The organism is Micromonospora sp. NPDC049903 (assembly GCF_044460945.1).
Lineage (GTDB): Bacteria > Actinomycetota > Actinomycetes > Mycobacteriales > Micromonosporaceae > Micromonospora.
In genome coordinates, this window is sequence record NZ_JBITKL010000033.1 from 43,274 (window position 1) to 54,899 (window position 11,626).

Annotated in this window: 7 protein-coding genes and 2 pseudogenes; 1 reads left to right on the forward strand and 8 read right to left on the reverse strand. The window is 73.9% G+C overall.

From position 1 onward, the window contains the following. Positions 1-186: 186 nt before the first annotated feature. Genes ACIBO1_RS29425 through ACIBO1_RS29445 form a run of 5 tightly spaced genes read right to left on the reverse strand, consistent with a single transcriptional unit; the run spans position 187 to position 6,427 of the window. Positions 187-909 carry an FAD:protein FMN transferase gene (locus tag ACIBO1_RS29425; protein ID WP_350698573.1) on the reverse strand — a complete coding sequence of 241 codons (723 nt, stop codon included), beginning with the start codon at positions 907-909 and terminating at the stop codon, positions 187-189. 50 nt (positions 910-959) lie between these two features. Further along, on the reverse strand, positions 960-1,544 hold the full coding sequence (locus tag ACIBO1_RS29430) for an FMN-binding protein (protein WP_396752094.1): 585 nt from the start codon (positions 1,542-1,544) through the stop codon (positions 960-962). A gap of 19 nt (positions 1,545-1,563) precedes the next feature. Beyond that, on the reverse strand, positions 1,564-2,973 hold the full coding sequence (locus ACIBO1_RS29435; RefSeq protein ID WP_396752096.1) for a ferric reductase-like transmembrane domain-containing protein: 1,410 nt from the start codon (positions 2,971-2,973) through the stop codon (positions 1,564-1,566). After that, positions 2,970-4,349: a DUF1501 domain-containing protein gene (locus ACIBO1_RS29440; RefSeq protein ID WP_396752098.1), complete on the reverse strand. Its 1,380-nt coding sequence runs from the start codon at positions 4,347-4,349 to the stop codon at positions 2,970-2,972. Before ACIBO1_RS29440 ends, ACIBO1_RS29435 begins: the two co-directional genes overlap by 4 nt. Positions 4,350-4,357: 8 nt before the next feature. Further along, positions 4,358-6,427, reverse strand: a complete 2,070-nt coding sequence (locus tag ACIBO1_RS29445) for a DUF1800 domain-containing protein (protein ID WP_396752100.1) — start codon at positions 6,425-6,427, stop codon at positions 4,358-4,360. Positions 6,428-6,914: 487 nt separating this feature from the next. Between ACIBO1_RS29445 and ACIBO1_RS29450 the strand changes: the two genes are divergently transcribed. Beyond that, positions 6,915-7,172, forward strand: coding sequence for a DUF3040 domain-containing protein (locus tag ACIBO1_RS29450; RefSeq protein ID WP_131056949.1), 258 nt, complete (start codon positions 6,915-6,917; stop codon positions 7,170-7,172). A gap of 12 nt (positions 7,173-7,184) precedes the next feature. Here ACIBO1_RS29450 and ACIBO1_RS29455 read toward each other — a convergent pair whose 3' ends face one another. The 3 genes and pseudogenes from ACIBO1_RS29455 to ACIBO1_RS29465 all read right to left on the reverse strand — a co-directional run. Beyond that, entirely contained in the window at positions 7,185-8,153 is a 969-nt protein-coding gene (locus tag ACIBO1_RS29455) for a hypothetical protein (RefSeq protein WP_396752102.1), read from the reverse strand. After that, positions 8,150-10,855, reverse strand: a pseudogene (locus tag ACIBO1_RS29460) (DEAD/DEAH box helicase); the annotation flags it as partial. The pseudogene ACIBO1_RS29460 and the gene ACIBO1_RS29455, both read right to left, overlap by 4 nt. A 128-nt stretch (positions 10,856-10,983) precedes the next feature. Continuing rightward, positions 10,984-11,446 (reverse strand): annotated as a pseudogene (locus tag ACIBO1_RS29465) (ATP-dependent helicase); the annotation flags it as partial. Positions 11,447-11,626: the final 180 nt, after the last annotated feature.

Here is an 11,626-nt window from a genome sequence, read left to right on the forward strand (position 1 = left end):
CCGATGTCCACCGACCACACGGAGCAGCACCAGGGCGGGGCCGAACCGCCTCGCCGGCACCGGCCCGGACGCCGCTGGGCGGCCACCCGACCACCGGGCTCGCGTCCCGGACGTCCCCGGCCGCTCGGCTCCCGGCCCGCGATCCTGCACCGACCGGCCCGCTGGCCCTGAGCGCCCGTCCCACCGTCAGTCGGCCAACGGCAGGTCGGTGGAGCGCAGGCAGCGGGCGTCCTCGGTGACCACCGCGTGCCGGTGCCCCGGCAGCCGGTCCACCCAGCCGATGCCGGTCACCCCCATGGCCAGGGCGGCGGTCGAGTACGCGTCGGCCAGCCCCAGGTCGTGTCCGACCACGGTCACCGACCGCAGGCCCTTCGCCGGTGCGCCCCGCCGGGGGTCGCGCACGTGGTGACCGCGTTCGTAGACCCCGGAGGTGGCCACCGCCAGGTCGGTGCCGGTCAGCACCAGGCAGACCGCCGACGGGTCCCACGGGTGCCGCACCCCGATCCGCCACGGTCGCCCGGTCGACGAGCGACCGCGCACCCGCACGTCCCCACCGGCGTTCACGCAGTGGTTCACCGCACCGGCGGCGAGCAGCCGGTCCGAGGCCACCTGGGCGGCCCAGCCCTTGACGTACCCGGACGGGTCGAGCCCGCCGGTGGCGTACGCGTCGAAGAAGCCGTCGGTGTCGCCCCACAGGTCGGCGCAGCGTTCCAGCACCCGCCGCAGGTCCGCCGACGCCTCGGAGAGCAGCAGCTCACCCCGCTCGAAGCGGCACACCTCGCTGTCCGGAAGGTAGGTGCTGAACCGCGCGTCCACCTCGCGCAGCCACCCGAACACCTCGTCGGCGAGCCGGGTCAGCTCGGCGGCGGGCAGGTCGTCGGCGATGTCCAGGCTGATCGGCGTACCCATCACGTGCTCGACCCGGCGCAGGCCGGGGCGGGTCGCGGTGCCGGCGGCCATCAGCGGGCCCGGTCGATCGCGGCCTGGAGCGACTGGCGGTAGGACTCGCTCGTCGCGGTCGCCCCGGAGACGGTGTCCAGGTCGGCGCTCTGCCGCGCGACCACCAGCCCCGCGACGCCGCTGTACCGGCTGTCGACCAGGTCGCTGCGGTGCTCGGACTGGGCGGTCCGTTCCGGCAGTTCCAGCGCCGTGGCGTCGACGATGCGGCTGCCGTTCACGGTGATGCGGACCTGCACGTTGCCGAACTCGTTGCCGACCACCGGCCCGCTGACGGTCCGGGTGGTGGGCCGTGGGGCGGCGGTGGTGGTGCGGGGGGCCGAGGGGGTCCGGGCGGCGTCGGACGGGTCGGTACGCCTCGCCGGGGCCTCGGTGCTGCGTGCGGGCTTCGGTGACCGGGAGGCGCGGGGTTCACGGCTCGGCGCCGCCGACTCGACGTCGACGTGCGGCGGGGGCCCGTCCGTGGTCGGTGCCGTGCCGGGCGGTGGCTCCTGGGCGGCCTGGCCGGTGCCCGGGGCGGCCTTGAGCACCACCATCGCGGTGGTGCTGGCGGCCAGGCCGGTGATCGCGAACAACGCGCGACGCATCGGGGTGGTACTCCTCTGCCTAGAGCTCGAAGGTGCCGACGTGGATCTGGCGGCGTGGCACGCCGATCCGGCGCAGCAGCCGCCGGCTCTGCTCGACCAGGCCCGGCGGGCCGCAGAGGTAGACGTCGCGGCGGGCCACGTCCGGCACGAGCCGGCGCAACCCGTCCGGCGACATCACCTGACGCGGGCCGGGGTCGTTGCGGGAACCGACGACGTACCAGATCCGGACGCCCCGGGCCTGGGCCAGCCAGTCCAGTTCCCGGTGCAGCAGCACGTCGGCCGGGGTGCGGGCCCGATAGATCAGCGCCGCGCCGGGCGGCAACTCCTCCAGCATCGCCCGCAGCGGGGTGATGCCGCTGCCACCGGCGATCAGCAGCGCCTGCTCGCGGACCCGGTGCGCGGCGGTGAAGGTGCCCGACGGCCCCGCCGCCCAGACCCGTACGCCGGGGTCGAGGTCACGCAGGTCCCGGGTGTACGCGCCGACCACCTTGACGGTCAGCCGCAGCCAGCGGCCGTTGGCGGCGGCGGAGACCGAGAACGGGTGCGACTGCCACCAGCAGCCCCGGGTCAGGAAACGCCAGCGGAAGAACTGTCCGCCGAGCAGGTCCAGCCGGTCCAGCCGGGCGCCGGTCAGATAGATCGAGACGGTGTCCGGGCTCTCCGCCACCACGTCGGCGACCCGCAGCCGGTGCCGCAGGTTGAACACCATCGGCCCGACCAGCCGTCCCCACACCAGGGCGGCGACCACCAGCCCGTAGCAGGCGATCCAGCCGGTGCGGACCGGGCCGGGGCGGAACAACTGGGTGCCGTTGCTGAACTGGTGCGCGAAGCCGAGCAGCAGCACCGCGTACCCGGCCAGGTGGGTGGCGTGCCACAGCTCGTAGGGCAACGCCCGGCGTACCGCCCGGACGCTGGTCAGCCCGACCAGCACCAGCAGACCGGCGGCGGCGAACGCGGAGACCATGTCCTGGTACTCGCGCAGCATCACCCCGGCCTGGTCCAGCGGCGAGCGGCCGGTCAGGCCGCCGTAGCCGACCAGGACGAAGGCGGTGTGTGCGAGCACCGCGACCAGCAGGGTGACCCCGAGGTCCCGGTGCCAGGCGGCGATCCGCTCGCCGCCGGCCACCCGTTCCAGCACCGGCAACCGGCTCATCATCAGCACCTGCACCAGCAGCAGGTAGCCGGCGAGCAGGCCGGTGATCTGACCGGCGGCGGTGGTCATCGCGGTGGCGTCGGTGAGCGAACCGGCCGGGGTGTCGAGCCACCAGGGCAGCACGCTGGCAACCAGGCCGACCAGGAACAGACCGGTCAGCAGCCGTCGACCGGCGGGCCCGCGTCGGGCCGCCACCGGCAGCGACGGCACGGGCGGACGACCGTCGGCGCGGGGCGGTGGCTCGGACCGGCGGTCGGCGTACGCGTGATGGGTCACGCGTACAGCTTCATCGGGGCGTACTTCATCCGGGGGAAGATCTTGTCCACCTCCGCGTTGGTGAGCCCGAACCGGCCCTGGGCCACCGAGCCGTAGACGTTGAACATGTTGTTGTACTCGGGGACGTCTCCGGAGTCGAGTGCGTTCAATCCGTTCCAGGTGCCGAGCAGCGGACCGGCGAGTCTGCGGCCGGACAGGATGGTCACCACCCCGCCGTGCCCGTGGTCGGTGCCGCCGCTGTTGGAGGCGACCCGCCGCCCGAACTCGCTGGACACCATGACGGTCACGTCGTCGGCGGCGTCACCGAGGTCGGTGAAGAACGCGGCCAGCGCGGCGGCCAGTTCGTTGAGCCGTCGATAGAGCTGCCCGCCGTCACGGGTGCCCTGGTTCTCGTGGGTGTCGTACCCGCCCATGCCGACGGTGGCCACCCGGACGTTCGCGCCGCCCTTGATGAGCTGCGCGAGCTGCTGGAAGGCGAAGCCGACGCCCCGGTACTCCACGCCTCCGGCCGGCCGGTACGGCTCGGCGGAGAGCCGGCGCGCGGTGGCCAGCGCACCGAGCCCGGAGCGCACCGCCTCCTCGACCGGGTGGTTGATGCCGGTGAACAGGCCCCGGATCGCCTTCTCGGTGCCCTCCCGGTACCGCTCGTCACCGGCGAGGCGCAGCGAGCCGACGCTGTTCAGCGAGATGGCCCCGTTGTTTCCCACCAGCGAGCGGGGCAGCGTGCTGCCGACACCGACGCTGCGGAACGCGGTGCCCTTGCCGAGCGCGTCGACCAGGCTGTCCAACCAGCCCCGCCCGCCGGTCTCGCCGGGCAGCCCGCCGAGGTTGCAGGCGTCGGCGGCCTGGAAGTGGCTGCGGGACAGCCGCTCGTCGGAGACGCCCGGGACAAAGCCGAGCTGCCCGGCGCGCAGCCACCGCTCCAGCGGCCGGAACGCGCTGGTCAGCTTGAAGCCCCGGCCGAGCGCCAGCGAGTCGTCGGGCAGCAGCAGGTCCGGGCGGGCCCGGTCGAGCACCGGGTCGTCGTTCGGCGCGACCAGGCTGAGCCCGTCCAGGCCGCCGTAGAGGAAGACGTGCACGAGCGTGCCGGTCTTGGTGGCCGCGAACGACGCCGAGGTGGTGACGAACTGGGCGGTGGCCAGCGCGGTGGCGGTGGCGGCGGCACCGGCGACGAAGGTCCGCCGGGTCACCCCGCGTCCGTCCTGCTGGGCCTCCTCCAACTCCTCCAGCCGCCGGTAGCGGTCCGCCTCGGCGGCGTTCTCGGCGGCCACCACGTCGGCCTCGGCCCGGAGCAGGGCCTCGGTCGGGTTGTCGGCCAGTCGCCGCACGTCGGGGCATTCCGGGTGCAGGGGGTACGAGTACACGGGCTCCTCCATCGGGTGCCTCAGCGGAGGTGGTGCTGGGGGGAGGCGAGGATCGCCCGCGCGACGGCGGTGATCGCCCCCTCGAAGTTCGCGTCGACCCTCGTGCCGGCGGAGACCCCGGCCACGTCGAGGATCAGCGCCCGTTCCCGGTCGGACAGCTTCTGCCGGACCAGCCGTCGGGCCAGCGCGTCCACGTACGCCCCGGCGGTGGCGGGCGGGTCGGCCACCAGCTTCTCCGGCCGGGTGTGGGTGAACACGGTGCGGTTGGCGGCGAGCAGCTCGTTGGCCTCGTTCCAGCCGTTGACCATCGTGCCCGCCGACGTCCAGGCCACGTAGACGTCCGGGTAGCCGTCCGGGGTGGGCTGACCCATCGGGTGGTGGCCCAGCTCGCGCAGCTTGTCGGAGACCTGCCGCAGGCCGCGCGCGTACGGGGTGCGGCGGTTGTCGCCGTTGTCGTGGTCCGGTGCCGCGTCCGGGGAGACGCCGAGGGTGCGGTACGTGGCGACCAGGTACTCCAGCGGGCGGCGTACCTTCTGCCCCACCGCCGCCCAGAACTCCGAGGAGCTGAACAATGTCATCAGCACCGGCTTGATCTGGCCATGGTTCGCGCCGTAGGTCTTGGCCAGCCGGTCCACCAGGGACTTCGGCGGGGTGTCCGAGACGAACCGGACGGCCAGGTTCTGTGCCACGTACTTCGCGGTGGACGGGTGCAACGCGATGTGGGTGAGGTACGCGTCGATCGCCGCCTCGGCCCGCTTCGGGTCCGCCGAGTCGTTGGCGTGGCGGAAGCCGAGGATCTTGACCTTGCCGACGTAGTGGCGGTCGGGGCGGAAGACGTACGCGCCGTCCTGGACGCCCCGGCCGGTCTGGAGCAGCGCGGCCTGGCGGACGTCGGCCTCGGTGTAGCCGCCGTCGACGCCGACCGAGTACAGCTCCAGGTTCTCCCGGGCCAGGTTCTCGTTGACCGCGTCCGCCCGGGAGTCCACCTGGTTGAGATAGAGCAGCAGGGCCGGGTGCCGGTTGGCCGCCAGCAGCATCTGCGGGTAGCTGCCCAGCGCGTGCTTGCGGACCACGTCCCGGTCGAACGAGTTGCGGTACACCTCACCGCCGTCGAACTCGGCGGCGACGTGCAGGAAGTCGTTCCAGAAGTCGACCATCACCTCGAAGAGCTGGCGGTCCGACCAGATCTGCCGGGCGACGGTGGCGTCCACCATCTCCCGCTCCGGTTGGGCGCCCCGCTCGTTGAGCTGCTCCCGCTGCTCGCGTAGCTCCTTGACCGAGAGGTTCAGGGTGGGCAGTTCGGCGAGCTTGAGTTCCGCCCGGGTCGGGGCGATCTTCTCCGGCTCCAGTTGCCAGCGCACCCAGCCGTCGATGCCGCGCTGCTTGATCTCGGCGAGCACGGCGGCGGTCGGCCCGAAGGTCAACCGGCGGGCCAGGTGCGTCGCCGGGTCCTTGCTGAGCACCGTCTTGACGGTCACCTTGGTCTCCGCCGCGGCCTGCGCCGGGCCGGAGTAGACGCGACCACCCTTGGGGGCGTTCTTCTTCAGCACCTCACCGGCGCGGGAGCCCATGTAGCTCTCGTTCTGCTCGGTGTAGGTGCGGACCGTACTCGGTCGCTGTCCGCTGGGACGGGCCGGCGTACCGTCGGTCGTGGTGGTTCCGGTGGCATCCCCGGCGACCGCCGCGCCGTCGCCGAAGAGGCCGCGCACCTGCGGCGTCATCGCCAGGGCCGCGCCACCGGCGACCACGGCGGCGGTACCGCCCAGCGCGGCCAGCGCCCGACGCCGGCCGACCCGGCGACCACCGTCGCCGTCACCGTCCGCATCGGGCGGTCCGCCCACCGGCATCGGCGGTACCCCGTGCCCGTCCGGCCCGATCCACTGCGGGCGACCGTCATGGCCGTACGGGTCGACCTGGTACTGCTGCCGGGGTGCGGCGTGGGGGTCGGCCGGGTGCGGCCCGGGCCGGGGGTACGGGTCGACCTGGTGCGGCCGGGGTGCGGGGTGCGGGTGGGGCTGGCGGGATCGGGGGTACGGGCGGGGGTCGTGTCCGCGTTCGTCGCGGCGGGGTGGCACATGCTGGTCGGCCATACCGTTCCCGTTTCTACCCAGCGTCGCGCTCACGGCCGAGCGGGGGTGGTGAGGTGCGACGACTGCTGCCGGAGGGGGTTGCCCCGGCAAGGTAGTCAGCGGCATGTGACCCGACAAGACAGGCCGTCGGGCCCGCCGGGGGCGACTTAAGGCAACGCTCAACGCGAACGGAGGTCGCCTACCGCACCGGTCACCCAGGTACGCACCTCGCGAGCAGCACGGACGACCCGAGCCACCGACCGTAGGTGACAATCCCACCTGCCCGGTCGACGTCGGACCGGTTCGACCCCACAGGCAGATTTAAGGCAGGACTAAGGCGGCGCTCAGGCGTCCGGACGCGCTCCCGCCGCCGTTCTTTCGCGCTTGCGCCGCGCTCCCGCCGGTGCGGGCGACCGGACCGGCCAAAGTAGGACCAGCAGGAGAGCGTGAGCCGTCTCCGCAGTGGGTATTCCGCCGCGCCGTTGCTGAACGCGTGAGGGGAAGGCACATGCTCAGCAAAGAGGACCAGCGCCGTTTCGAGCAGATCACCCGCAATCTCCGGGAAAGCGATCCGGCGTTCTTCGCCCGGCTCGACAACCGCTCCCGGATGCGACGCGGCCGGATGCTGCTGTTGATGACCATCGTGTTGTGGGCGGCCCTGCCGGCCACGACCGTACTCGCCGGCCGACTGGCCGGGGCGGTGTACGCCGTCCTGCTGGTCGTCAACACCGCCCTGATGTGGCGGTACCGGCACCGCTGGGTCTGACCAGCGGTCCGTTCACTCGCCGAGCTGCCGGTACGCCTGGCGCAGACGCTCGGCCAGACCCGGCCCGCCGATCGCCGGTGCGGGTGCGCCGAGTTGCCGCAACAACAGGTCCGGCCGGCTCGCCAGGCTCGGCGGGCGGTCCGGCAGCGGCACCGGCGGCAGCCAGAACCGGTCGACCGTCTCGGCGAGCGGCGGGGCCGGCAGATCGGTGAGGACCCGTGCCGCACCGGCCGCCGGGAGACCCACGTCGCCGCCGGACGACCGGTCGGCAGCACCGTTCGCTGCCGGGCCGCCTGCCGGCTGTGCGCCTGCGGTCGGGCCGCCTGCGCTCGGGCCGCCTACGCTCGGGCCGCCTGCATGCGGGCCGACGTGGACGGACCCGGTCGGGGTGCCGCGCAGCTCGCGCAGTCGGGCGAGCAGGTCGTCCCGGCTGCGGCCCCGCCAGTGCAGCAGGGCGAACGGGTCCGCGTCGAACGCCTCGGCCAGCAGATAGAACGTGGCCGCGAGGTGTTTGCAGGGCACCGCCGCGTCCGGGCAGGAACAGTGCTGCTCCAGGTCGGTCACCGCAGCGGGGAACAGCGGTGCGCCGAGCGTGGCGAGCAACTCCTCCAGCTCGGCCGGCAGGTCACCGGCGAGCAGCCGGGCGCTGAAGAACGCCTGGGCGGCCAACGCCGTCTCGATCCGCGTCCAGAGGTCGGCCGGGAACGGCGGCAACGCCACCCGGACCTGGTACGGCCGAGGCCGTGAGCCCTGCACCACCGCGTCCACGCGTCCGGGGTGGACGTCGAGGCGTACCACCTGGCCGGCTCGCGCGTACGCCCGGCCCCGGGTGAGGCGGGTGCCGAGCGCGAACGACTCCAGCACCTCCAGGAACCGCCGCGACCACCAGGACACCCCGATGGCGCCCCGGGTGCTGCGGGCGCGCAGCCCGCCGTCGACTCGACGCGGCGGACCGTAGTCGGCGAACCTGCCCTCGGTCACTCGGCCACCGCCCCGGCCTCCAGCGCGAACAGCTCCCGCAACTGGGTGGTGGACAACTCGGTGATCCACTGCTCGCCGGTGCCGACGACCGAGGCGGCCAGGCCACGCTTCTCGGCGATCAGCGCGGCGACCTTCTCCTCCACCGTGCCGGCGCAGACGAACTTGCGGACCTGGACCCGTCGACGCTGCCCGATCCGGAACGCCCGGTCGGTGGCCTGGTCCTCCACCGCCGGATTCCACCACCGGTCGACGTGCACCACGTGGTTGGCGGCGGTCAGCGTCAGGCCCGTCCCGCCGGCCTTGAGGGAGAGCACGAACAGGGCGGGACCGTCGTCGGACTGGAAGCGGGCCACCATCTCGTCCCGCTCGGCCTTGCCGACCCCGCCGTGCAGGAACAGCACCTCCCGGCCGAACCGGGCCGCCAGGTGACCGCGCAGCATCCCGCCGAACTCGGCGTACTGGGTGAACAGCAGCGCCTTCTCCCCCGCCGCCAGGACCTCGTCGAGGATCTCCGCCAACCGGGCCAGCTTGCCGGAGCGTCCGTCCAACGGGGAACCGTCGCGCAGCAACTGCGCCGGATGGTTGCAGACCTGCTTGAGCCGGGTCATCGTGGCCAGCACCAGACCCCGCCGCTCGATGCCGTCGGAGGACTCGATCCGGGCCATCATGTCGTCGACCACCACCCGATAGAGCGCCGCCTGCTCGGCGGTGAGGTTGCAGACGACCTCCATCTCCAGCTTCTCCGGCAGGTCCGAGATGATCGACGCGTCCGTCTTGAGCCGACGCAGCACGAACGGGCCGGTGATCCGGCGCAGCCGCTCGGCGGTGTCGGCGTCGCCGTGCCGCTCGATCGGCTCGGCGAACCGCTTGCGGAAGGTCGCGGCCGGACCGAGCAGCCCCGGATTGGCGAACTGCATGATGGACCAGAGGTCGGCGAGCCGGTTCTCCACCGGCGTACCGGTGACCGCCAGCCGGTGCCGGGCGGGCAGCAACCGCACCGCCTCGGCCTGCCGGGTGGCGGCGTTCTTGATCGCCTGCGCCTCGTCCAGCACCACCCGGTGCCAGTCCACCCCGGCCAGGTCCACCGCGTCCCGCGCCGCCACCGAGTACGTGGTGAGCACCAGGTCCGCCTCCTGCGCGGCGGCACCGACGTCGTCGCCCCGCGCCCGCTGCGCGCCGTGGTGCACGTGCACACGCAGCTCCGGGGCGAACCGGGCCGCCTCCCGCTGCCAGTTGCCCACCAGCGACATCGGGCAGACCAGCAGGGTCGGCCCGGCCTCGGCCGGGTCACCGGCCAGCAGGGCCAGCAACTGCACCGTCTTGCCCAGCCCCATGTCGTCGGCGAGCACCCCGCCGAGCCCCAGCGACTGGAGGAAGGCCAGCCAGGCCAGCCCCCGCCGCTGGTACGGCCGCAGCGTGCCGTGGAACGACGGCGGCGGGTCCAGCGGCGTGAGCCGACGCTCCACCGCCCCGGCGAGCAGGTCACCCAACGCCCCGTCGGCGGTCACCTCCAGCACCGGCAGGGCGTCCGGCTGCGTACCGTCGGCGAGCCCGAGCCGCAGCAGGTCGGCGACGGTCAGCTCGCCGGTGGACCGCAACAGGCGCAGACCGGCGGCGAGCCGCTTCGGGTCCAGCTCGACCCACTGGCCGCGCAGTCGCACCAGCGGCGTCTTCACCTCGACCAGCCGGGCCAACTCCTCCTCGGTCAACGGATGGTCGCCGAGCGCCACCTCCCAGCGGTAGTCCACCAGGGCGTCCAACCCGACCCGGTCGGTCGGTCCGCTGACCGTGCCGGGCGCGGCCCGCGAGCCCGCGCGCAGCCGCGCGCCCAACCGCGACGCGGGCCGCTGCCACCACGACGGCAGCAGCACCGTGAACCCGGCGGCGTGCAGCATCGGCGCGCCCTCGCGCAGGAACCGGTGTGCCCCGTCGGCGTCCAGCTCCAGCGCCTCCGGGGTGGCGGTCCGCAGCGCCGTGTCCAGCTCCGGCCAGAGGCGGCTGGCCCGGCCCAGCTCGGCCAGCATCGTCTCCTGCGGCTGGGCGCCCGCGACGGCGTCGCCCTCGCCACGCCACACCTCACCGGCGTCGACGTGCAGACCCGACTCGTCGGCCGCGCGCAACCCGAACTCCACCCGCCACCCGCCCGGGTCCGCCACCGCCGCGTCCAGGTCGAGCGGCACCACCGTCACCGGGCCGGACACCTCCTCGGTCGACGGCTCCACCAGCCGGAAGCTCGCCCGTACCGTCCCGCCTGCGGCGTCCCGTTGCCAGGCGTCCAACTCGGAGCGGAGCAGGTCAAGCGCCGCCGGCTCGGCGGTGAACTCACGGTGCGGCCCGGTCAGCGCGCCGAGCCAGGACGCCACCGCCGTGCCGGGGCGTACGCCCTTGGCCAGCGCGGTCTCCGGCAGCGCCGCCCGCACCGCCGCGTCGGTCACCACATCCAGCGCATCCCCCAGATGTAAGGAAGGGCTCCCTGTTAACGCCTCAGGTAGAGCAGGGGACCCCTGTTCACTTTCACGCCGGGCGGTGCGCGCCGAGCCGCTCGTCCGGCGCGCCGGGGAACCGACGGCACTGCCGGGCGTCGGCAGGGCGGGCAGGTCCGTCTCGACCACCGCGCGGGCGACCGGCGGCAGGGCCAGCGCCAACGACCGCGCCCAGGCCGCGTCGGTGCCGGTGAGCAGCGGACGCCACACCGCACGCGCGGGTACGCCGTCTCCCGGTCGCCCGGCGCCAGCCGCCGTCGACCCGGTCCGGGCAGTGGACCGTCGTCGGGGCTGGCGGGCCTGAGGGGCCTCGTGGGCCGGGGAGGGCGGGTGAGGGGTCGGCGGGGCGGTGAGGCCGGGCAGGACGCGGCCCCGACCGGCCAGGTCGACGGCGAAGGCGGCCACCTCGGCCAGGTGTCGCAGGGCGGCACCCGGTACGGCGGACACGCCGTCGAGGCCGCGGAGCAGCACCAGGGCGGCGTCCGGACCGTACGCCAGCACGGGCACCCGCCAACCGGCCAGGGTGACCCGGCCCCGGGCCGGTGCCACGACGGTGGTCCGGACCAGTTCCGGCGAGTCCACCGGCGCGCCGCCCCGGGTGGGCAGGCTCAGCAACACGGTGCCGAGGTCGGCCGGTTCGGCGGCCTCGCCCACGACGGCGGTCAGCGCGGCGTGGTCGGCGGCGAACGGGTGGGGCCGTTCCCGGGGTGCCCGCCCCGGTCGGCGCGGCGTCTCCGGGTCCCGGGTGCTGTCCTCGGCCCAGACGGCGAGACCGCGACCAGGCAGCCACACCCCGTGCACGACCAGCACGCCACGCCCCCTCGTCGGGTAAGGAGGGGACCCCTGCTAACGCCTCCGGTAGAGGAGGGGTCCCCTGCTAACAACCGGGTCAGCTTAGTACTCCAACGTCACTTGGCTTCGGCGTTGGGCGTGGCGTGGGCATGAAGACGGCCACCGCGTTGATCATCGATGGTTTGTGAGGACAATCGA

Coding starts and splice junctions, on each gene's coding strand:
- ACIBO1_RS29430 (WP_396752094.1), bottom strand. CDS start 1,544: ATGCGTCGCGCGTTGTTCGCGATCACCGGCCTGGCCGCCAGCACCACC.
- ACIBO1_RS29425 (WP_350698573.1), bottom strand. CDS start 909: ATGGGTACGCCGATCAGCCTGGACATCGCCGACGACCTGCCCGCCGCC.
- ACIBO1_RS29445 (WP_396752100.1), bottom strand. CDS start 6,427: ATGGCCGACCAGCATGTGCCACCCCGCCGCGACGAACGCGGACACGAC.
- ACIBO1_RS29450 (WP_131056949.1), top strand. CDS start 6,915: ATGCTCAGCAAAGAGGACCAGCGCCGTTTCGAGCAGATCACCCGCAAT.
- ACIBO1_RS29440 (WP_396752098.1), bottom strand. CDS start 4,349: ATGGAGGAGCCCGTGTACTCGTACCCCCTGCACCCGGAATGCCCCGAC.